General features: G+C 56.1%; 14 protein-coding genes and 1 pseudogene. 6 read left to right on the forward strand and 9 right to left on the reverse strand.

Going from position 1 to position 23,521, the window contains the following annotated elements; translation table 11 throughout:
* The first annotated feature begins 39 nt into the window (after positions 1-39).
* From CKO36_RS05255 to CKO36_RS19570, 5 genes and pseudogenes are all read left to right on the forward strand, one after another.
* Positions 40-942 (forward strand): ABC transporter ATP-binding protein, encoded by a 903-nt coding sequence (locus tag CKO36_RS05255; RefSeq protein WP_200281518.1) that lies wholly within the window; start codon positions 40-42, stop codon positions 940-942.
* The gene (locus CKO36_RS05260; protein ID WP_200281520.1) at positions 939-4,235 is read left to right on the forward strand and encodes an ABC transporter permease; all 3,297 of its coding nucleotides are present in this window, start codon (positions 939-941) and stop codon (positions 4,233-4,235) included. Before CKO36_RS05255 ends, CKO36_RS05260 begins: the two co-directional genes overlap by 4 nt.
* The gene (locus CKO36_RS05265) at positions 4,232-5,233 is read left to right on the forward strand and encodes a helix-turn-helix transcriptional regulator (RefSeq protein ID WP_242469401.1); all 1,002 of its coding nucleotides are present in this window, start codon (positions 4,232-4,234) and stop codon (positions 5,231-5,233) included. The genes CKO36_RS05260 and CKO36_RS05265 overlap by 4 nt, the downstream gene beginning before the upstream one ends.
* Positions 5,234-5,410: 177 nt before the next feature.
* The gene (locus CKO36_RS05270; protein ID WP_200281522.1) at positions 5,411-6,220 is read left to right on the forward strand and encodes a class I SAM-dependent methyltransferase; all 810 of its coding nucleotides are present in this window, start codon (positions 5,411-5,413) and stop codon (positions 6,218-6,220) included.
* A gap of 138 nt (positions 6,221-6,358) precedes the next feature.
* Positions 6,359-6,573: pseudogene (locus CKO36_RS19570) on the forward strand (IS91 family transposase); the annotation flags it as partial.
* A gap of 5 nt (positions 6,574-6,578) precedes the next feature.
* Here the strand turns inward: CKO36_RS19570 and CKO36_RS05275 are convergent.
* Positions 6,579-7,043 carry a RidA family protein gene (locus CKO36_RS05275; RefSeq protein WP_200281524.1) on the reverse strand — a complete coding sequence of 155 codons (465 nt, stop codon included), beginning with the start codon at positions 7,041-7,043 and terminating at the stop codon, positions 6,579-6,581.
* A gap of 362 nt (positions 7,044-7,405) precedes the next feature.
* On the opposite strand from CKO36_RS05275, the gene CKO36_RS05280 reads away from it, so the two are divergent.
* Positions 7,406-8,647 (forward strand): ISAzo13 family transposase, encoded by a 1,242-nt coding sequence (locus tag CKO36_RS05280; protein ID WP_200281527.1) that lies wholly within the window; start codon positions 7,406-7,408, stop codon positions 8,645-8,647.
* Here the strand turns inward: CKO36_RS05280 and CKO36_RS05285 are convergent.
* The 8 genes from CKO36_RS05285 to CKO36_RS05320 form a co-directional block, all read right to left on the reverse strand.
* A complete protein-coding gene (locus tag CKO36_RS05285) occupies positions 8,605-9,291 on the reverse strand; it encodes a hypothetical protein (protein WP_200281529.1) in 687 nt (228 codons plus the stop codon). The two genes, CKO36_RS05280 and CKO36_RS05285, sit on opposite strands and share 43 nt — an antisense overlap.
* Positions 9,292-9,321: 30 nt before the next feature.
* Positions 9,322-10,488 (reverse strand): DUF1501 domain-containing protein, encoded by a 1,167-nt coding sequence (locus CKO36_RS05290; protein ID WP_200281532.1) that lies wholly within the window; start codon positions 10,486-10,488, stop codon positions 9,322-9,324.
* Between the two features lie 28 nt (positions 10,489-10,516).
* Positions 10,517-11,965, reverse strand: coding sequence for a DUF1800 domain-containing protein (locus tag CKO36_RS05295; RefSeq protein ID WP_200281535.1), 1,449 nt, complete (start codon positions 11,963-11,965; stop codon positions 10,517-10,519).
* A complete protein-coding gene (locus tag CKO36_RS05300; RefSeq protein ID WP_200281538.1) occupies positions 11,962-12,513 on the reverse strand; it encodes a DUF4214 domain-containing protein in 552 nt (183 codons plus the stop codon). The genes CKO36_RS05295 and CKO36_RS05300 overlap by 4 nt, the downstream gene beginning before the upstream one ends.
* A gap of 28 nt (positions 12,514-12,541) precedes the next feature.
* Positions 12,542-13,624: a hypothetical protein gene (locus CKO36_RS05305; protein WP_200281541.1), complete on the reverse strand. Its 1,083-nt coding sequence runs from the start codon at positions 13,622-13,624 to the stop codon at positions 12,542-12,544.
* 64 nt (positions 13,625-13,688) lie between these two features.
* A complete protein-coding gene (locus CKO36_RS05310) occupies positions 13,689-18,767 on the reverse strand; it encodes a DUF6473 family protein (protein ID WP_200281544.1) in 5,079 nt (1,692 codons plus the stop codon).
* A gap of 30 nt (positions 18,768-18,797) precedes the next feature.
* Positions 18,798-21,995: a glycosyltransferase gene (locus CKO36_RS20240; protein WP_200281547.1), complete on the reverse strand. Its 3,198-nt coding sequence runs from the start codon at positions 21,993-21,995 to the stop codon at positions 18,798-18,800.
* A gap of 265 nt (positions 21,996-22,260) precedes the next feature.
* A complete protein-coding gene (locus tag CKO36_RS05320) occupies positions 22,261-23,520 on the reverse strand; it encodes a glycosyltransferase family 4 protein (RefSeq protein WP_200281550.1) in 1,260 nt (419 codons plus the stop codon).
* Between the last annotated feature and the right edge of the window lies 1 nt (position 23,521).

Below are 23,521 nucleotides of genomic sequence, written 5' to 3' on the forward strand. Positions count from 1 at the left end.
ATCATCCCCAACCCCAAGAGACTCCAAGAGAACCACCCGATGACCGATTCTGCCGGCCTTTTCATCCGTGGCCTGACCAAGACCTATGCCAATGGCATCCGCGCGCTGAGCGATGTCGATCTGGATGTTCCGCCGGGCCTCTACGGTCTGCTGGGTCCGAATGGCGCCGGTAAGAGCACCTTGATGCGCACTCTGGCGACGCTGCAAGCACCCGATTGCGGTGAGATTCGCCTCGACGGCCTGGATGTGCGTGCGGAGCCGGACCACCTGCGCCGCCGACTTGGCTATTTGCCACAGCAGATCGGTGCCTATCCGGGTGTCTCTGGTTATGACTTACTAACCCGCTTCTCTTGGCTCAAGGGGCGGACCGATGCGCGCACGCGCCGCGCCGAGATCGCGGCCTTGCTTGAGCGGGTAAATCTGACCGAGGCGGCAAGGCGCCCGGTCGCGACTTATTCGGGTGGCATGTTGCGCCGTTTCGGCATCGCCATGGCGCTGATTGGCGCGCCAAGGCTACTGATTGTTGATGAACCTACCGCCGGACTCGATCCGGCTGAGCGCAACCGGTTTCACCGGGTGCTGTCCGAGGTTGCATCCGAGGCTGTTGTGTTGCTCTCAACCCACATCGTCGAGGATGTCGAGAACCTCTGTGCGCGGTTGGCGATTCTTGCCGCTGGGCGAATTGTCGTCGAGGGTACGCCACGTGAGTTGACCGCTCGGCTTGAGGGGCAGCTCTGGGCGCAGGTCGTGCCGCGTGGCGAGGCGCTGTCGGAGGCCGCAAGTGCTTCCACGGTGCATCTTGCGGCTGTGCCAAATGGCACACTCGCGGTCGCGCAGGCTCCTGAGGCACCGAGCGGAGATTTTGTCGCCCATCGCCCGCGGCTTGAGGATGTCTATCATGTCGCACTCGCCGAGGCCGGTGTCTCAGAGGCTGCGGCATGAGCGCGTTGCGTCATGAGGCTCTCGACGAGCTGCGTGCAGGTTTGCGCAGCGGGGTGGTGGGGCTGATTTATGTTGTCCTGGTCGGCTATTTGCTGATGGTGTTGACCAGCTCCGACTACTTGCGCGACATGGGGGCCGTGGATATTCCACGTAACGCGCCAAGTTTGGTCTACCTGATGACTTCGGGTGACGCTTTTTTTCTGTTCTTCGCCTGGGCTTGGGTCTTTGCGCAACCGATTGTACGCGACCATTCGGCGCGGCTCAGTGAGGTGGTGTTTGCGGCACCAATCTCCTTGTCGGGTTGGTTGACAGCGCGCTTTCTTGGCGCCCTGGGCGTCGCCCTGTTGCTTGGCAGCTCGCAGATCGTCGGTTTTCTCGTCGCTCCGGTACTCGAATGGCTCGGCGCGGTGCCGCCAGGCTCGATGGGACCAACCCCCTGGGGTCCCCTGTTATGGGCCTGGCTGGTCTTCACATTGCCCTTAGCCGTGGGTGCCGGGGCGCTTTACACCATCGCGGCAATCCGCACGCGCGGTCTGGTCGGTCCCTTCACGGTGGCGGCCGGTCTGATGACCTTTTGGATGGTTGGGATGATCGTGCTCAAGGGCGCCGAGGTCAGCCCCTGGCTCGCGACCCTGGTCGATCCTTCCGGCTTTGCCGAAGCCGAGCATCAGGTCGAACATTGGACCCCGCAGGAGAAGTCTACCGCCCTGTTGGCGCCGACGCCGCGTTTGATTCTCAGCCGACTGCTGTGGTGTCTGGTGCCGCTCGCGCTGCTCTGGCTGACCTTCAGACGCACGACCCGTGAGGCACTGGTCGTCGAGCCAGCGGCGCGTGATCCAGGTTCGCGGACTGCACGACCAAGCCGAACGGCTGCACGCTGGGTGGCGGAGCCAGTAACCGCGCCGTCCTGGTGGAGCGCGTTGCGCGATGAAGCACTCTGGCAACTGCGCCAAGTGCTGCTGCGGCCTCGTCTCTGGGCCGCACTGGCCTTCCTGACTGTGCTCGCCATGGTCGGAGCCTTCTACCATGTTGTCCAGCATGCCGAGGGCCCCTTGGTGCCGCGTCCAGAGCGGGTCGCCCCCATGCTGACCGAGATGTTCTTTCTGATCATCACCTTTGCCGTCGCCGGTCTGGTTGGTATCACGGCGCGGCGTGATCACCAAATTGGCCTTGGCGAGATGTTCGACGCCACACCGGCACCCGCCTTCGTGCGGCTGCTCGGACGGCTCGTCGCGGTGTTCGCGCTGACCTTAATCCTGGCGCTGTTGCCAGGTATCGGTGCTCTGTTGACGACGGCGCTGATCGCTCCCGCGAGCCTAAATCTGACAATCCCGCTCGGTTATCAGCTGCTGGTGCTGGCGCCAGCCCTGTTGGAACTCGCAGCCGTCACCGTCCTGCTCCATGCGTTGATCCGCGCGCCTGGACCGGCCTATGCGGCCTCGGTGCTCGCCGCCTTTGTCATGGTCGTCAATTACGAGACTAACCTAATCAGCTATCCACCGTTGCAGATCGGGATACCGGTACACATCACATTGTCTGGTCTGACCGGCTTCAGTCCCTGGCTGGAGCAGGTTGTTCTCAGTGGCGCGTTTAAGGGGGCACTGGTCATATTGCTGCTGGCTCTGGCCGCGGCTGTCACTCCGCGTGGCACTGAGACCGGCTGGTCGATGACTTGGCCGCTGTTTCGTCAACGGATCCGGGGAACAGCGGGCGTGGTCGCCGGGGGCGCGATGCTGGTGCTGCTGCTCTTGAGCGTGGTACTCCACCAAGGCTATCGGGTCAAGGGCAGCTTGGAACCACTTGCTGTGTCGCTGGCCAAGGACGCACGCTGGGAGCAGCACTGGCTGGCGGCGCCAGCCCCCTTCTCAGTGACAGGCGGCAACCTGGTGCTGCGCCTTGATCTAGGCGCCCGCTCGCTTGAGGGCCATTGGACGATCACGGGTGTGCAAGCTGATGGCGGTCTTCTGCATGCTGAACTGCCCAACGGCTTCTCGCTGCACTCGGCTCGAGTGCAGGGTCAACCCACACCAGCCATCGTCGAAGATGATCACCTCGCATTGCAACTTGGCGCTTGCCCCACCAATGGCTGCACAGTCGAGTTGGCCTGGAGCCAAGTTCAATCGGGCTGGAACGCCGAGGCACGTCCGGCTTGGTTGCTCCATGACAGTTACTGGCTGCATGCCAGCGAGGTTCTGCCACAGCTTGGCCTGGACCCGAAGCGAGTCTTGCGTGTCCCCGCCGACCGCGCCGAACAGGGGCTTCGGCCCAGAATCGCACTCCCCGAGGATCGCGCGGCAGTATCCATCGACGCCGCCGCGCCGGCAGGACGCTGGCACTGGCGCGTCGAACTCGTCGATGCCGGAGAGGAGCGTGGGTCTGGCGGTTTGATCGAAGGGCCGTTCGATTTCGCCGCTGCCTGGCAACTGGACGCACAGCGTTCTGTTCATGGCGAGACTGTCTTCATCCATGACGCAACTCGCACCATAACGGCGGCTCAAATCGCCGCAGACTTGGTCGCGATGCGTGCCTGTATTGCGCGCCGCCTTGGTGCGGCTCCGGCGGTTAGCGAGGTATTCCAGTGGCCGCGCGGACTTGAAGAATCAACGCTCGCCGGTGATCGCTTGCTGTTGGCCGAAGACCCGCACTGGGATGTGACCGATACCGGTGTTGGTCGCTGGCTGCGCCGCGCCACGATCGCCAGCGCACTCGCGCGACGGCAAGTGCGCGATGCTACCGATTTGCACCAGGGTTCGGGGTCGCTATGGTTCAGTCACAGCATTCCCGGCGCGCTCGGTCTATTGTGCGTCGCCGATAGCGATGGCATTGATGCGTTCGCCGCAGTCATGGAGCGTGAAGCCGATACGGTCACCCAGGCGCTCGCCGCCAGCGCGGTTCCAGTGGGTGCACTCCTGAGCGCCCGCACAGACGATTGGGCTGGCGACTATGCACCACTGGCCGCCTTGGACTGGACCGCGCGCCAAACGCCCGCTTCATTCACCGCCCTGTTTGCCGAAATCCGCAACAGCCAGAAGCTAGCCGTTACCCTCGCAACCTGGGTCGGCGAACCGACCGGGACGCTCATCCTGGGCACGCCGAACGCCTCTGATCTGCACGTCACTGGTCTGCCTGAGTCGGTGTTTGGCACGCGCTGGCATTGGCACAACGGTGGTTGGCGCATGAGTAACCAGGCGGTGGAACCTTGGCGCTATCAGCAACAAGCGCCCTGGTTGTATCTCGACGCCTGGCCAGGTTATGAGCGTTCGCCACAGGACAACAGGGGTTCTGGCAATTGAGCAAGCACCAGTTTGGAGCGATGCTGGATGAGTGTCGGACGGTCTTTTTGCAAGAGGCTGCGTTTCAAGCCGAAGACCCCCCAGGTCTTTTGACTCCGGGACAACGTCACGAACGCATCAGAGTGGTTGGCGGTGGATACATGGAGCATATTCTTTTCGCCAACGGCCTGTTGGTCGGGCGTTGCGATTACCGGCTCGAACACGAACACCAAGCAACTTTTCGCCATTGGGACACCTTTTTCGGTGCTGGTCTGCTCGTCGAGGGTGAATTCAATCTGGACATTCCAGATTTGCGTTTCCGCGAACGCATCCAAGCGGATCAGATCTGGGTGCGATCGGGACACATAGACCCCATACATTACACACAATCAGCCCGGCATGCCATGCGTGGCATCTCGATTGATGTCAGCGAGTCGTTGCTCGAACATTGGCGCGCGGAAGCGCCGCGAGCATTGAGCCAGTACACGCGTAAAATTTTAGCCCAGCCAGGGCCAACCTTGAAACCCTTCCACAGCACAAATCGAGATTTGCGTGCACTCGCTTTGCGCTTTCTTACCCTGGATAGTTCGACGCTTTGCGGACGTCTTCAATGTGAATCCCTGGCACTCGATTGGCTCGCCCGCTTGTTAGGCGCCGAAGGCGAGATCCGCTTGACCCGAGCGGAGAGCCGCGAACGACGTCTGCGCATCGCACTGGATGATGCACGCGCCATTTTGGACAGTGAACGTACGGCTCCGCCAACCATCGCCGACCTGGCTCGCCGAGTGGGTCTCAATGAATGCTATCTGAAAACCGGATTTCGACAGCAGTTTGGGCAAACAATTGGCACGTATGTGCGCCTCCGCCGCATGGAACACGCCCGCGAATTGCTTGAACGCGAGGGCTATGGCGTCCAAGAAGCCGCACTGGCTGTTGGTTTCTCCAATTTTGGTTGGTTTGCCTCCACGTTCAAAACACATTTCGGCTGTCTGCCATCGACACTCGTTCGCGGTCGCTGATAGCGCCTCGCATCGTCCGGTTCGCCGCCGGCGCGCTTTTCTCCCGATTCGAACAATTGTTTTCCCATTTCGAGGAAGCTTTTTGGTCAATTAATGCGAATAATTGGTAACTACATTTAATTCCGGCTGATCGCTCCAGCCGGATCGAACCACTGTTCAGCGAACGGGAGTGAGGCAATGACCGAATTGACGGGCGTTCCAGAAACCATGCTCTGGACGCTGCACAACCGCGCAAGCGAAGCCTTGCGTCCCGATGGCTTCATCCGCGACGACGAGGCCGCGCGGATCTACCAGCTGATCGACTACGACTATCAGCGCCACTTTGGCCGCCCGGATGGTTCACATGCCACTCGCTCGGCCATGTTCGATGAAGTCGTTTCTTCGTGGATGGATGCGCATCCTGGGGGTACGGTTGTCGAACTTGGCTGCGGACTGGAGACCCAATTCCAACGAATCGATGACGGTCAGGTGCAATGGTTGTGCGTTGACGTTCCCGAAGCTATCGCAGTACGCGATTGTTTTTTAAAACCGACTGACCGTTGTCGCTTCATCGGTAAGGATGCGCGCGACCTGTCCTGGATCGACGAGGTCGAGACGCCTGAGGCGGTCTTCGTCACGGCTCAGGGCCTCCTGATGTACTTCGAGGAAGCCGAGGTTCGTCGGCTTTTGACCACGATTCTGGAACGATTTCCGGGCGTCGAACTGATGTTCGACGTCATCCCGCGTTGGTTCTCGCGCAAGTCGATGGCCGGACTCTGGAAAACCAAGCTCTATCGTGTACCACCCATGCCCTGGGGCGTCAACCCCGACGAGATCGATTCCTTGCTGCGTGCTTGGAGCACCCGGGTCGCGACCGTGCAATGCCAGCCCTACCGTCGGCTGCGTGGATTTCCTTGGTCGTTACTGGTACGCATGGCCAGGGTTCCGGCGTTACGCAAGGGAATGCCCAGTATCGTGCAGGTGGTTGGCACCCGAGATGGCGGTTGACAGCTCGGCTGTAATGAGGCGCCCCTCAAGCACCTTCGGCTCAAGGGTGCCGCTCGCTGCAGCATCGACGCCGCTCGATCGGGGTGAGACGAGCTGCCCAGCCAGCGCAACGCACTACAGGCTGAAGACCTGCCAGACCTGGCCAAACAGGTGCCAGCCGCCTATTTCCTCGTCACCTTCACCGCCCCCGAGGCGCTGCGCGCCTTGGTCTGGACCCATCAACAGGTGCTCTACGATCAGCTGATCCGTGCCAGCGCACCAAGGGCGGCAAGCGCCGGTATCTGTTCAACCATGCGGCGCTGGCCAAGGTCTTTCGCGCCAAGCTGCTCGCGGCCATCAGCACGGCGGGACTAGACAGTTATGCATTAATGGAACTCAAAGCAGTGACTTCTATTTCTAACTTCATTTTTTCATCCAGCAAGCCAGCAATTATTAAGGTTGCCGCAGGCTTCGCTGCGCCAAGGTATTTCCTAAATACCGGCCAACACGGTTCAAAATCTTCTCGCCTTGGGAAAATGTAGCGCACTCTTACGACTCGTTCTAAACTGCTTCCGCATTCTTCAAGAGCGACACGGATGTTTTTGAAGCACTGTTCTGCTTGTTCGATAGCGCTTGCAGCGATGTGCATGGATTTGTAATCGTAACCTGTCGTGCCAGAAACGAATACGTACCTACCATCATCTACTACTCTGGAATATCCAATCTTCTCTTCGAAGTCAGATCCACTACAAACTCTTTTCGGATTCACATTAACTCCGCATCTGATGCATAACACCGCAATCACGCGCTCGTCGCGTGCATTGCTTTGTGGTACGCCCGGCATGGGCATGAACTGATGGGGTGAAAGTCCCCTGTAGGAGGATCACCGCCTGATCTCTGATCAGGTGAGAACTACTTAGCGAAGGGCAAGGGCCGAGCTGCGAGCCTACGAACAGAAACGTCATCGAAGGCCGAGCTAGCCACAGATAGCGAAGCTCGGTGATCCGACGTGGGTACGGTAAATGGCGAGGTTGTGCAGAGAACGTTCATGTCGCAAATCCTAAGGAGATCTGTCTCGCGAGCGGTCCGTGTGTCTATGGGAGTCGAATTGAGGCCCCGTCCGAAAGGGCTGGAATCGCCATCGAACCCTAAGGGCCTGTCACAAAATAAGTGTCTCACTTTGAGGGCTGCTGCTATGCTTATGGCATGGTCAATGGCGACACACTAAAACGGCGGTTTGAGCTTCTTGAACCGGTTCTTGATGAACGGTTGCGTCGGTTATTCGCGGCTGCGGAGGCTGAAGCCATTGGGCGTAGAGGTAGCGTTTTGGTGTCTGAAGCCACGGGTGTATCCCGTCGAGCGATCCGCGTGGGACAACAAGAACTGCTTAATCGCGAGCGCAGCGATCCCACGGGCGCAGAACGCGAACCTCGGCGTATCCGCAAGCCAGGTGGAGGTCGCAAGAAAGCCACCACCAAAGATGCCACCTTGCGCAAGGACCTGAACGCGTTGGTTGATCCTCTCACCTGTGGAGACCCGGAATCCCCCTTGCGTTGGACCTGCAAGAGCGTGCGCACACTGACGGCGGAACTGAAAGCGAAGGGCCATCAAACAAGCCATCGCATGGTCGCCGAGTTGCTCCATGAGATGGGCTACAGCCTGCAGGCCAACCGCAAGACGCGTGAAGGGGCGGCGCACCCTGATCGCGACGCCCAATTTCACTACATCAACACACAGATGCAAGCGGCGCTGACCGCTAGCGAACCGGCCATTTCCGTCGATACCAAAAAGAAAGAACTGATCGGTGATTTCCGCAATGGTGGCCAGGAGTGGCGTCCGCAAGGCCAGCCAGAAGACGTTCGCGTGCATGATTTCAAGATCCCCGAACTTGGGCGGGTGGCCCCCTATGGGGTCTATGACATTGGCGAGAATACCGGCTGGGTCGCCGTGGGCACCGATCATGACACCGCTGAATTCGCCGTGGCAACCATCCGAAGCTGGTGGCTGAGCATGGGACGTAACGGCTATCCTCAAGCCACCAAACTTCTGATCACAGCCGATGGCGGTGGCAGCAATGGATCGCGATTGCGCCTGTGGAAAACCCAGCTCCAGCGTTTGGCCGACGAGATTGGCTTACCAATAACCGTCTGCCATTTTCCACCAGGAACCAGCAAATGGAACAAAATCGAGCATCGCTTGTTCTCGTTTATCACCCAAAACTGGCGAGGCAAACCGCTTGTCAGTCATGAGGTCATCTTCAATCTCATCGCAGCCACGACGACGAACACAGGATTACGCGTTCATGCAGAATTAGATTCCACTCCCTATCCTCTCGGCCAAAAAGTCACTGCCGCTGAGTTGGCTGCCGTCAACATCAAGCGACACGACTTCCATGGCGACTGGAATTACACTATTTCACCAGCACAAAATGGAACACTTATTTTGTGACAATCCCTTACGTGCGTTGGTTCAGTCGACCGGACGCTGGGCGCAATTCTGGGACAAGATCGATCAGTTCGGTGCTCAGCCTTGCTAAGGACATTATTGAAAGGTAGCACCCTCTCAACCAGTTGCTCGATCACCGCCAGCGTATTGGCACGCAGAATGGCCAAGCCTTGTTCCAAGGCGTGCCGATGCTGTTGGGCGTGATGACGCAGACAGTCCAGACCGGCGAGTTGCGTGGCCTGGAACAAGGGGTTAAAGACGGTGGCAAGCACCGGGATTTCAGGATCCAACGCCCGGCGTACAGCCCGTGCCGCGCGCAAGATCCGGCCACTAAAACCGTCCCAGGGGTGCAAATGTTGCAAGCGTAGCCAATCTTCCGGGGTCTTGATGACGGTGGCGGTGATTTCGCGCCGCCCGATGCTGTCGCCAGCCCAGCGATCCATCAGCCCGTGGTCACGGGATTGCCAAGTCGAGGCCGGGGTGATCTTGACCAGATCGAAGTCAAAACGCGCTTGATACGCCAGGGTGGTCTCGGCGAGCGAGTCGTCGTCCTGATCCAGGATCGGATGATGCCGCCAGGCGGCGACTGGGGCGGTTGACAGGGATTCGCCCGCCAGGGCAGCGGTTAGGAGTTCGCGATAACGCATGGGTGCCTGTCGAAGTTGATCGCTATCCAGTTAGATGAGATTCAAAGAACCAAACCGCCCGCCAAGTACCGAGCGGCTGTCCATTCCCCACCATTGTTCCAGAACCGTGGCATAAAGGCAGCGGAAATCGACCGTGAAACCGGGATTGCCGTTGCTGTCCAGATGAGCCAGCGACACCGGCTTGCCATGCAACCCACCCTTGACACGTCCACCCAGGGCGAATTGGACGCTCGCTGTGCCATGATCGGTGCCGCCATTGGCATTTTGCTGGGGGCGGCGTCCGAAATCGGAGTAGGTCAGGATCAAGGTGTCGTTCCAGACCTGGAGTTCCTGCAAACCGGCTCGCAGGCTCAGCAGCCCCGTCGCCAACTGCTCGAACAGGCGCGCCTGGGTTGGCGCCTGGCGACTATGGGTGTCGAATCCGCGCAGGCTCAGATGGACGACACGCAGGCCGGTGCTATGGCGATTGGCGATGACTTCGCAGGCTGAGCGCATGGCGCGACCGAAGCGGTGATCGGGAAAGGGCGTCTGCAGCGCCGGTCGGTGTCGCATTTGGTTGGCCGCATGGCGAATGCGATTTTCCACTTCGACGACATGGCGCAGCGCAGGTGGCATCGGCTGGGTCGATGGTGGCACCCCCAAGCGCTGGGCTTGACGCTGGAATTGCCCGAGATCGGTCAGGGTAATCACTCGCGCCTGCCCGCCCGCCAGGGTGCCGGACTCTTCCTCGCCGAGGATGATGCCGTCAATGCCCGCACGGTCGTTCCCTGGCTTAGCGGCAAGAGCCCGATCCAGCCAGCCTGTCGTCAAGACCTCATCACTGCGCGAGGCGGTCTCCCAGATGTCCATCGAACGAAAGTGCGACAGATTGGGATCGGGATAGCCAAGTCCACGTATGATCGCCAACTCGCGCGCCTCCCAGATTGTCCGCAAGGGCGCCAGTTGCGGATGCAGCCCTTCGTGTTCGCTGAGTTTCACGATCTGATCGGTGGCGATGGCCAAATCCGGGCGCAACGTTCGATAATGCGGATCGGCGAAGGGAATCAGGGTATTGAGTCCGTCGTTGCCGCCGGCGAGCGCGATCAGGATCAGCAGGCGCGCATTTTGGGACGAGGCCGCCGCATGATTCCAGACAGGCGGTAAACCAATCAGGGTACTAAGCGCCAGACTGGTGTGCAAAAAGGTGCGGCGGTTCATGGATAGATCCTTCGCGCTGATATCACGCTTATTTCAATTGATGGACTGGATCCAATAACAGACCCTGTACGAACTGAAGCGGAGAGAGACTGGTCGACGGTTGGCGCAGTGGCGACAGAGGAAGCAGCAGACGCCTGGCCGACGAGTGCCAATCGCCCTGGCTGTCGATCTGACCATCGAATTGTTTGATCCAGGCGCGGATGTCGAAATCCAGGGGGCGCTCGACTTCGCTCATCCCGCCACCACCCTGGCGCGCGAGCTGGATCGCCTCCGGGTTTGGCCGCTGCGCTCTCGACCATTCACGCACGATACGATTGCGCAGCAACAGAGTTCGAGTGTCAAGCCAGCTTTCGCCACCGGGCCACCCGGCAACGGTGGGTGGGGAAAAAAGATTCTGGCCGAGTTGAGCAGAAAGTTGCGCGACCCGCGCCGGCTTGATGGGCGTGATGGCGAGTTGGCGCTGGAGGCCAATGAGAAATTCGACCGGGGACTTAATCAGGGTGCCCCGGTTGTCGGGCGCCCAGAAGGCCGCAGAATGCAGCAGATCGCTCAACAGTGGTTGAATCGCATAGTGATTCTGTCGAAAACGATCAGCAATTCTTTGGATCTCGGTGGCGTCCGGCTGCGGTGATATGAATTCACGCCACAGCTTGCGGGTGATGTGCTGGGCGGTTTCCGGTCGTGCCAGCAACAGGTCGAGCACCTGATTGCCATCGAATCGACCGGTGCGACCGAACAGCGTCTTAACGCCCCGATCATGCCAGGCAAATCGAACACGAAAGGCGCCCAATGCGCGATCAACACTCCAGCCGGTGAAAGCACGGGCGGCAGCCTTGATATCTGCTTCGCGATACTTTCCCTCGCTCAGGGTGAAAAGCTCCATGACCTCGCGAGCAAAATTTTCGTTCGGCTGTGCCTGACGACTCAGGGCGCCATCCAGATAGATCAGCATCGCCGGATCCTTGGCGATCTCGTGCAGCAGGACATCGAAGCGCCCCAGGGCATGCGCGCGCAGCAAGGCATTCTGGCGGTACATCAGCACGGGAGAACGCACCTTGTTGAACGCGGAGGTGAAATGTCCGTGCCAGAAAAGCGTCATGCGCTCGGTCAGCGGCGAAGGCGTCACACGCATCTCGCTCAGCCACCAGCGGCGCAGTTCCGCTTGCCACTCACGACGGATCAGGTGGCGCTGGCGCCGCTCATTCTCGGTCGAATTCTGCTTGGACAGCGGTGTTAAATAGACGGCGCCCCAAGCCGGAGGCGCTGTGCTCGACTGTACCCTGGTATCGGCAAGCAGATGCTCTATCGCCTCGCTTCGTGACAGGGAGGCGAAGTGCTGGATCTCCGACCAGGTGGGACCAAAGCCAGTTCGGGCCAGCAGATGACGAGCGTCGTCCTGCCCCATGCCGGCGGCGGCGAGGGGATCCTGTCTCTGGATCAACAGACATAAAAAGAGCAGGACTGGGATTGCTTTCATCGGATGGTGTCGCCAAGACGACGGAGGAACATGGTTGCCTGCGGCGACAACATCTGGCCTGATTCCAGTATAGGATCGATTTGCTTACTGCTGACTAGCATCGTCCGATAGCCTTTGGCTTCTTCCGATTGATAGATGCCTTTGGCAACATGAGCGCGCTTAACGCCATGTTGCAGACGTGCAAGGTGGTGTTTTTTTCCACTCTTGTCTGCTGCGCGCCCCAAAAACCGCTGATAAATACCCTCAACAAAGTCTGCATTCGGCAAGACCAGCAGGTCGTCGATGGCGCTGCTATCGAATTCCGCACGAGTGTCCGTCTCGGCGACCGACGGGGTTGGCTGGCTGGTCGGAGCGCGGCGCGACGCTGCCACAGCATCGTTGTATTCGCGCATCTTCCTCAGGAGTTCCGGTACGGACATGTTGTCCGTAAAGCGATCCAGCCAATCAGCCAATTCCTGCGCGTTCGGCGCGCGACAGAAGACATGACGAAAAGCCAGCGTAGCGACCTGGGTGCGATGACGCTGGCGTAGCTCCTCAATGTTTGGCATTTCAGGCTTGATCACCTTTCCCGGCTTTTTAATCTTTCGATTGACGACGCATGCCTGGCTTTTTCAGATCACCAGTACCAGCCATCAGAGGCAGCAGAGCCTCAAAAATATCCGATACCAGACCTTCGACTTCGGTCAGCGAAAACACTTTCTCTTCAGTTGTTGTTTTCTTTGGCTCTTTAAATCCGATTTCACCGTCAAAATAATCTTTGAAAAAATTCGTGTTTAATTCGATGAATCGACGGTATACTTCAGTTTGTTTCGATGTAATGTTTGTCCCAAAATTCAGGGAATGTAACGACAAGACTGCATTCTTTAACTTTTTATTCAGCGATCCGGTCTTGCTTTTGGGGTCATGAGAATAAGGAACTAGCGTATTGATCTTTATGAAAGCGGCGGTTTGTAGCCTTGATAGACGTTGATTTTTTTGGGTTATAGAAAAATCCAATTTCGATCTGTCGATAGGAATGCCGAGGATGTTTAAAAAATCAAGCCTGATGTCCTTTTCGGGAAAATATTCTCTATCATAAATCCGAAACTTGCAGTTTTCCTTGCCAAAGGCTGCTGCCCAATCGTCGGCAATCGCCTTGTAGTTGTAAGTGTAGTCTTGCATGGTGGCTTCTTTATCGAGAAATTTTTCAAGAGATATCTTTAAACCACGCCCCTTCATTTTTTGTGAGTGTCCTGAGATAGCTCTGTCTGATTGTTCGCGAAAATAACCAACGATAGTGATTTGATCAAATCGCTGCATCAAAAAGTTCTTTATCTCTGCGATTTCATCACTATTTTTAATTCGAAGGGATAATCCTTCGGAGGTGATAATAAAGGTATCATGCTTGATTGATGCCTGCTTGATATCATCAGACAGCCGCTCTTCAAAATCCTTGAAAAACGCTTGTTTCTCTTTCGGGTTGGTAATGTTATTGGTTGCCGCCCATCGATCTTTTTTAAATCGTTGAAAATATAACGTAAATAATCGATTGTTTGGCTTGCCAAGTATGTCGCTTAGAAACACGCTTTGATCGCTTAATTGCGATTGATTGGCATAAAAGAAATTCTGCAGTGCTGTTGTTCCGGTTTTTGTTGTTCCAATATGGAGAATACAATTCACTACGGCTTACCTCAATTTTTCAGCGTTAAACAAGCAAACTTTTAAAGTGGTATTGACACAATGGTTAAATCCTGAGCAAAAGACGGCATGTTTCCGCAAGACGAACTGTTACCTCGGTATGCATTTCGGGTGAGGGATAATATTCGTTCTTATCTGTATTGTTTTTACGTTTCGAGAACACATGTACCGGGCGTCCGTCGAAGCGGCTGATCAGCGGCTGCGGTATTCCTGGATGACCGACATACTCAACATAGCCGTTGGCCAGGAGACAAAGCTTCTCTACCATGTCGCGGTTAACAAAATGAGGATACCTGAAATTTGGGGTTGCTTCGTAGCGCAAGGTTTGAATGCAAAACCCTGAACCGGTATCCGGAGTGCGTGTCGAAAACCAAAGAAGAACCTTTGGAACCTGTATAGCTGTTAGCAGCTCAGTCATCTCCTCCATCCAGTTTGCACGGATTTCGCGTTGCAACTGGTCAATGATTTCGGGTGCTTCGTTTTCCAAAAATTCCTTGTAAACTTTATCCGCAAATCGTGGCGATTTTGAGTATCCTGGGCGCTTGTCCTGCAAAATCGCATTTTTGATGGAAATGGGTTTAAAAAATGAGGTTTCGACCCCACGAGCACTCGGGATCTGCACGACCACGAGAGCCGCCTTGTTGATGTGTTCTAGAATCCCCGGGCATTCCAGGAAATATCGTGGCTTGCCGCCGCCATGACCCAAATTCAGCGTTTCGAGACCGAGTGTCTTGCCAAGTTGCTCCGAATAGGGCTGCGCTACGAATCGTCCCAGCGTCTGTGCGCCACCAATGCAGGCAAGATATCCGCCTTGGGCAAGATTGGACGGTGCAGGTCCCCGGTAGTACACCTCGCCATTCGGGTGAGGAATTGCATCGCTTCCGGGGAGCAACTGGTAATCGTAATCGATAATTTCTTTATCCTCGTCCTGGTATTTATATCTCTGAGGTTCTGGGCGTTGTTTCCTCTGAGTCCGGGAGGGGGGTGAGGTTAGCGGTTGCTTTGTCGTCTGATTTTGATCACGCACTGGCACATCTGCCAGGTAACCCCAATATTCAGGATCCCATTCGTGTTTGCGAAGAAGATCCAGAAATTGTTGACCGAATTCATCAAATATGCGGTTTTTCCAGAATGGCGATAAACTAGCACGCGCCGGTGAATTTGTTTTCCCGCTTTTATCGAAGAGAAGCTCTAAATCTGCATACTCTTGAGAATTTTCATCCTTTGCGATGGCGAGCTTTTGAAGTTGCTCGAATGAATGGCTTGAAATACGCGCGTTTCTCCTTGTTGAGGATTCCATGATGGAGCGCATGCTGTCGGAATCAATCTGCATGGCTTCGGCAAGCCGGGTTGCAAACACCTCAGGTTCGCGGGCCAGAGCTTCGAATGGGAGAATGGTGATCTGCTCAGCACCCAGCAGACTGTAGGCCTCGGCAGTCTGCGAGACAGCGAGTCTTCCGAGCATTCCATGGGAGGGGCGATCCCATTCGATTTCAAGCCACTCCTCAATGGATAGGAATCGGGGCAAGGTATCGAAACGATCAGTTAAATGAGAGGGCATGGCTTGTTTTTTTGAGTTCAACCGTTCGAGAACCTGGAAGTAGGTGGATTCGATCATTGAGAACGGTGAGCGAATGACCATGATGATATGGAAAGGATGATGAAGATCCGCGAGTCGCTGCACGAATCGTTGAGTCTGCTTTAGGCCAAGACAGCTTAAGCCCTCACTTGACCAGAGGGGTATAAGTTCTTCGCCAGCGATTGGCAGAATCTGTTCGTGAAAGATCTTTCGCGCTCGATCAGGTTCGACTTGCTGCTCTTTTAATAGGTTCTGAAAAAAATCCTGAACCATTGGTTGTCGTATCTGTTGGGTAAGTCTAGTAAAAAACCCCATGAAAGCAATCTCGGGATGCTGCGGAAAAACCTCGAACTGAAGAGTTGATGTGGCCGTTTTTGGCAACCCGATGTGCAGAAAGAATGGTCGCTTGCTTGATATCAGCTTCTTTGTTGTTTTTTTGTTTATCGATATTCGGTTTGGTTTATTTTTAAACTCATGGATTAAGCCATCCACGAGTTTTTCAAAAAACACCATCACAGAATGATCAATCTCCTCTGTATCTTTAAATGATTGGTCATCAATATGAAACAATGTTTTTCGTGTTGGAAACCATTTTGTTCGAACTTTTTCGTTGGTTGCCAGAAATAAATTCTGAATGGTCTCTGCCGTTTCTTTCGAAGGCATTTGACCTTTTCCGGTATACATTTCGCTAATAATTCTTACTAGCGAGCTTCGGAAAGTATCACGCCCGACCCCTTCAATAAAAACAGGTAACTTATTGTTAATAATACGCAGTAAATGCTGACCCATTGGCTGAACGGATTGATTGAACATCTTTGGATGCTCGAATTCAGCAATATCAAGCCCGATCTCGCGGCAGAAATCTTTCACAACATCATTTTGGAACAGTTCGTTTTTATCGAAAATTTTAGCGATCACATGATCTTTTCCAAAAACCTCTGCCCAGCCACTTAAATAGGTATCGTAATTGTAATATGGGTTGTCTGGGAGGCATTGGAGCAAATGCTCATCAAGAGTTAAATTTGTACCGGATTTTAACTCTGTTGAATATCGAGAAATCGCCATTAAAATCTGAGGGCGAATATAGCTGTATATCGTTATTTTGTTAAAAAAAATAGACAATAAATTTTGTAATTTTTTCTTGCCCTCTGCGTTCGTGATTCTAGAGTGAAAGTGTTCGCTAGAAAATACTACTGTATGAATGTCTTGATCGATGGATGCAAGTTCCTTTGCAAAAGCATCCATGAATTGCTTTTCAAACGCTTGCTTTTTTTCTAAGGTGTCGATTAAATGGTTTCTGGTGTAATCGTCGAAAACTTGCTCGTCAAGGCAGAACGCGCTGAGCTTTCGATCATCAATGAGTCCGGTTGACTTCATGAAATAATAGCCTTGCGCGCGCAGTCCAATCCGATTGCTATGCAAAAATTTCTGTATCGAGGAGCTTCCGGTCTTCTCGGTGCCAATATGGACAATTGCGGTTAATTTGGATTCTTGGGTAGGTTTTGGAAGTAGAGTTTGTGCTGTCATCAGTGATTCATCCACGCATGCATCTTCATGTACGTTGTGATTGTGATTGCAGAAAGGCCAGATACCCATATGGCTGCCTTGCCAAGATCGGCAATGTGTGCCATTCAGAATAACATCGAGCAATTGGGCGGCACTTTGTTTCCAGGTGAGCCAAGGCAGGCCGGTGGAAGGACGATGGGTACCGGAACGCCATGCCTCGAACCAGGTGACAATGGCGGTGGCCAGGGTTTCGGGCTTGTGATCGTCAGGGAAATAGGTGGCATGGTCGCCAGCGACTTCGCGAAAAACACCCAGATCTCTTACCAGTAGCGGCAATCCGTGACGGGCCGCTTCGATGAGCGGCAGGCCAAAGCCCTCGCCTTCGCTGGCCATCAGGCAAAGGGTGGCGACTGCATAGACTCTGTCCAGGTACTCGTCACTAATCCCCGGTAGCCATAACAACCGCCGCTTGCGCTCGGGATGTCGATCCAGACGTTCGGTCAGCCCGTCGACTTTCCAGCCTGGCTTGCCGACAACGACCAGATTGAAGTCAAGACCTTGGCGCCAGAGGATCTCGCAGGCCGATAAAGCTTGAGCATGCCCCTTGCGCGGTTCGAGGGTACCGACCATCAGCACACTGGGCCGCGTGGTCAGTTGCGCGAGCACCAGAGCTGTTTCGGGCGTCAGACCTTTGGTTGGCTTACTGTTCTCCGTATCGGCACCGTGATGAAACCAACCAATGTGCAAAGGAAGCGCGCGCTCGGGTTTGTGTGTATTCAGCCAGGCAACATATTCATCCGCAGTCGATTTGGAAACGGTAATCACTTGATCCGCTGTGCTGCTTGCAGATAACCAGCGCGCATGTTGGGTCGATGCACCGTCGGGAAAGGCGTGCGGCAATGAGACCGGCAGCAAATCATGCAGCACGAAACAGATCCGAACGCCCCGACGTCGCCATTCCAACCAGACAGGCTGTTGTAACAGCATCAGTTCGGGGCACCAATCCAAGCCAACAAAGTAATCCCCTGGCCATGCCTCGACATAAGGAGCTTTTTTCCCATCACTGGGGTGACCCAGAAAAGCAGTGGTCCAGTGATGCGCATAACGATAGCCTGGCTTTCTTTTTGTGGCATACACTGGCTCGACTTGAAAACCCTCTGGCGGTTGCTGAAGCCAAGCAGACAAAATGGCACGGGCAACCCGTTGTATCCCTGTTCGCTCATCATGCTGAACAAGCTGGGAAACATCGATGAGAAGCTGAGGTTGTCGCGGTTGCGGGGGATGATTGCGCGCCAGGCAGACGGCCAGGGCTGGCCAGAGATCCTTGGGTGTGTGGACGAGTGCCTGAGTTGCGCTCCGGATTGCCTGTGCGGCGGAGCATCCCGTGTTGGTGGACTGGATGCGTGATGCGGGATTTGAGCGTTTCGTCAGGAAGTGCCAAACGTGATGCGCCCTGGCTTCCCAACGGGAGTGCCCCTCGGCGGCAATCGTCACTGTATCAACGTGAGAGCCGCCCAAGTGCCGAAGCGCATTTCTGGCACCTGCCTCCGTATAGACCAGGAGAAGATCGGCGCGACGCAGGTGATCGATTTGTGTCAGACCATGCCGGTGACGCATTTGTGAAATTGCGTCATGCAGGATGACGGCCGTTGGCAGTTTTACGGATCGACCGATTGATACGACGGCATCATGATTGATGCCGTCGCACCAAGAGCTGAGCAGTATCCAGTCAGGTTCCAGGGAAGCAAGAAAGTATTCGCGCAGGATTTCGGCAGTCTGACGATGCTCGATAGACTTCGGATCGCTCGCCGCGACAAGCGGTGGACATGACCAGACGCGAATGGAATTCGCTGGCAACAGGTCAATAAAGGCGGCGCGTATCGGCTCAATGGTATCGGCAAAGTTGGCGTTAAGTGCAATCAGGACGTCATGGTGTTCTCGTGTTCGAACCAATTCCTGCGCAAGGGCTATCGCATTCTGGCCGATGTCGCGCTGCCGACTTGCGCTTTGAGCGCCTTGAAGATCGATGACCAGGCGCATTTAGCCAATCTCGGAAGTGATGGACATGTTTTACCCGAGACGCCCATGCGGCGCGTGAATGCGCTGGATGTCAGCGACTAGCCGCCGCCAGTCGCTTAAGGGGCGGGAGATGCGAGTACCGTCGCGCTCCAGCAAATCGAGAATCGCGGGTAGGCGCGCGATCAGAGCGGTGATGAGCGCTTGATCGGCATCGGCAAACTCTTGCCAGATGTTGATGTCCATAGCGTTGGGTTCAAAGCGCAGTTCATGATTGGCACCAAAGGCGTTGTGGGTTTCGGCAAACCAGGAGATCAGCGGATTGTGATGTTCCATGGCGGGAAATTCGAGCTTGGGATGGGTGCCGAAGTGCCCGGGGGCAAGGTTGGCGCAGGACAGGCGCAGCTCCCAGCGTGGCCAGCGGTGCTCGTTGAAAGCCACCGGTTTCATGGCAAGCCACAGGTGTTCATAGTCCGGGTTGACCTGCTCGCGCTCGAGGCTGACGTGGTTGAAGCGCAACACGCTGGCAGCAGGAGCTAGCGCTTGTTGGGTTTGGCGCAGCGCAGTGCGCCAGCAGTGGCGGTCAATGTACTCAGGTAAAGCACAGGCACTCGGATTGTCCAGGACGTCGGCGAATAGAATCAGCAGCAGGCGCAGACATTCCCAGTCGCACAGTGGCCAGTCGCAAAGGCTGGGATCGGCCGCCGGCCAGTGGCAATCATCGAGTGGGTGATGGCGGGCTGGGTCAGCGGCGTTGGGTGCGAAGGTGACGTGGAGTTGAGAACCCTCTAGCCAGGTCCAGACATCAATTCGTGGGAAGGTCTGGCCGGCGGCACGAAGGTCTTGGATCTGCCAGTTCAGCGCGGTGGGTTTACTCTTCCCTGCCCTTTCTGGTTCACCCGCGTGGGTCACAGCGAGATGGCCAACATCGTAAAGATTGGGATAGCGGAGCTGGAGCCGGTGCCAGCGGGCTTCAGCCTCCTCGCGTTGTTGTTCGGCTTCCTGGTGTTCGAGGAAAGATTGTTCGAGTTCTTGCTGTAGCTGGCGCAGTTCCAGTAGCAGGAGTTCGTTCGTTTTCTGGCGTTCTTGATGTCGTGCTTCGATTTGGGCGATGCGCCTTGTGCATTCGGCCTTTTCTTTGACGCACGCTTCCCGCTGTCTTCTTTCCGCATCTCGTGCATGACGTTCTGCATCGAGATCCGCGCTTAGCGTTGTCATGCGGGCCTGATTTTTACAATCTTTTGCACAGCGATCGAATCCGCAGCTTTCCGTGTTACTCTCCTGAGTCGCGGTGACTTCCTGCAAGAGACTGGAGACCTCGGGATAATCAACCTGTTTGGCTAAGATCAGGCGGTAGCGGGCACCGACGGCGACTGGACTGAATGTTTCTTGGATCAGTCGCTGTCCGGCTTTAGCCAATGCCTGCCGGGGTGCTTGATCGGCCATGAGGCGTTGCATCCACCAAGCTGCATGATCCACATCCGGCTCGGCCCATTGCTGGCCCGCGCCAAAGGGGTAGTCATCCACGCCCAAGGTAACGAAGCGATGATCAACCAGTGCGGCAGTTGTCGGTAAGGTGAAGTCCATATTGCCGGAGTAGCCGGTGGCGATGACCGGCTTGCCGAGCAGCATGGCCTCGGCCAAACCGCGACCGAAGCCTTCGCTGCGATGCAGCGAGAGATAACAGTCGCAGGCGCGGTAGAGGTCGAGCAGGATCGGACGGGCAAGTGTTTGAGGAAGTACACGAATGCGTGGATCGGCTTTCTCCTCGGCAAGCAATTGCTGCCACAGCGGATGCTCCGCCTTGGCGCGCATGGCCTTGATCACCAATCCAGCCGGTTCGTCGCCGCGCGGAAAGGCGCGGCGAAAGGCAGCGATACAGGCCTGGGGGTTTTTGCGCGCGAAACTCGAGAGCGCATCGAATGCGAAGATGAACAGAAAGCTCTCTGGCGGCAGGCCAAAGTCCTGACGGGTCTGGTGGGCAGTGGGTGTGACATCGACGGCCATCGGCAGGTGATGCACGGGTTTGGGGCAGGAGGCTGCGTAGGCATGATAGGCGAAGCGGCTGGAGGCCCAAACTTCGTCGATCAACTCATAGGCGTGGTGCCAATCTAATGGCCATTCGGGCAATTCCCAGGGCCAGTAACCGATGCTACGGCGTCCATCGAACAGGCGCGAACCTTCAATTGCGGCAACGCGGGCAGTCTCAATGCCAGTGGTGCAAAAGAGATTGATGGCGTATGGCAACTGGTCGCTGACCAAGGCCAGTGCACTATCGTCGTTTTGGCAGACCTCGGCACCGGGTGCAATGTTATAAATGCAACAGGGGATACCGGCGGCCTGGCAGGCGATCGCGGCCATGCGCACGTCTTCGCCAATGCCGAACTGGCCATGGGCGGAGCCGATCAAATTCACGCCGAAAGGCAGTTTTTTGGGTGCACGATGGATGACCGGTGGCGTTGGGTCGTGACGTTGCTCCGACCAGATGGTCAGTTGTGTTAGGCGACGCAGTACGGGATAGGCCTGTTGCCCCTCGAAACTGCTAGCCCAGTGGTGAAAGGTTGGTGCGGCAGGGTCAGGAAAGCGAGCGCGCAAGTTAGAATCAGCTTTGTGAAGGAGCTTCAGGATGCGCGGGACGGAGGCCTGCTCGGGATCAGGCGCCATGAGTATGCGCATCTGGGTTTCGTCGATGGTGTCGGCAAGCGGGTATTCGATCAAGCCAAAGGTGAAGAACCAGCCGAGCAGGGCATTAGCGCCGGCTGTCGTGCTGGGATCGAAGGCCTGTTGCAGATCAGGGCGTTGCTGCCAGATCAATTTCATCAGGCGGGTCAGCGGCAGGAAGCTGTCGACCTGTTCTGGTATCAGTTCCAGCAGGGGCGAGTCGAACGGGCCAGAGTGTTCAGCCAGGCTGCGGTATTCCGTCGGGCCGCTGATCAGGCACCAGAAGGCGAAGTACTCTGGATCCTGGTCGACTTGTGCGCGCAAATCGGGCCGGGTGAGCCAGATGGTACGCAACAGATGGTTGCGAATCAGACGTGGCGGAGCGATCGTTGGATTGTTTACTGCAGGATTCGCCTCCTCAACGGTCAGTACGGCGATTCCCAGTGGCTGCGATTCAACAAAAAAACCGACAGTGATTATTTCACCAAATTCAACAACATCGATTTCTTGGCTAAAACCCACTTGTAACTGGCTGGTTTCCAGCGCTTCCGTGCTGTTGTTGGAGAACTTTTTTGCAAAATGTTCCCACACGTCTTTTCGTACTTTTGTGAACTCCAAATTAAGCGTTTTATTGTTAGTCCTGATCCACCATTTTTCCAAGGGCATCCAGGGTTGTTGCACCGCCCACCCGGAGATGCAAATCCTGGCGCCGCAAACAATGTCGCTCGCTTTTGGCGACTCAAGATGCCAGCGCACCGCTTTTGTTCTAAGGAGCTGTGTTTCTCTGATTTCTGATATTCGAACGACACTTGTTGCCTGTTTTTGGCTCATCAAGCTTCAATTCCGTGAGTCCGCTCTACCGAGCAACATTGCCTTCGATCAAAGAGCGATAAAGCGCCAGATGCTCAGCGAGACAATCAGTCAAGGCGGTAGGCGGGCGCAGAGTGCCGTGGAGACCTTCCCATAATTCCGCATCCGTGGCGGCGCGCGCCATGACTTGCGCGAGACTGAAGGAATCATTGGTACGAAAATGCAGTCCATCGCGGCCATCCACCACTTTTTCCCGCAGGCCGCCGATATCGCTGCACAAGATGGGCTTGCGGGCGGCCAGGGCTTCTTCAACCACTAGGGGGGCGTTTTCCCACCAGGTCGATGGAATGATGATCCAGTCGTAGCTGGCCATCAGTGTCTGGGTTTCACTTGGGGGATAAGCTCCAAACCAATGCGCGTAAGCCTTGGCCGTGGTGAACGCGGCTTGCAGTTGTGTCTGACGCTCGGCAGCTTGCAGGTTAAGGGTGCCATGGATGCCAAGCTCGAATTCAACCCCCTGTTCATTTAAGGCTTGACCCGCCTGCAACAGCAGCTCGACACCTTTGAAAGGTGTCAGTTGACCGAAAAAACCAAACCGCCGATGCTGAGCATGCGTCATTGCCTGATCGGCAAAGAACGGCCGATTCGCCTCCTGAATGGCGATGCCGTTGGCGATATGCGTCAGCTTCTCTGGCGGCAATCCCCAGGCGCGAAAGCGTTCGCGCAGGAATTGGCTGGGACAGACCAGACGGTCAAGAGACGCAAAAAAACGCTTAAACCACTGCTCACGAAGAAAAAACTGGTCGAACGACCGATCAGGCCGGCAACGCGCGCATTGATGCAGAGACGCCTGATCACAGAGATTGCCATCGGCGCGTACCATTTGCCCATTGAGTGGGCAGATAGCCCAATACTCGTGGAGCGTCAGCACCGTTTTGCAGGAGGGGCACCGATTGCGCGCCATCCGGAAGGCCTCGATTCCGACCATGACAAAATGATGGAAGTGGATCAGGTCTGGGTCGATGCGCTCGAACAACCGGCCGAGCGTTTCGAGGACGCGAGGGTCGCCGCGCCCGGTGAAAAAATCGAAGGCACCGCCGCGCAGTGCCAGATCATTGGGATCCTGCGGATCTAACGCGAGAGTGTCCCAAGTGGCGGTGTCCGGCAACAGCTCCGGATAGACGACACCGATGTAGAAAACATCCTGCCCAGCCTGGCGGAGGGCCTGGTACAGCGAGTAGGCGACCAGCTCGCCACCGCCGGGATGGAAGGCCGGATGTCCGTGCGCAACAAACAGCAAACGCATG

Source organism: Rhabdochromatium marinum (assembly GCF_016583795.1).
GTDB classification, from domain to species: domain Bacteria; phylum Pseudomonadota; class Gammaproteobacteria; order Chromatiales; family Chromatiaceae; genus Rhabdochromatium; species Rhabdochromatium marinum.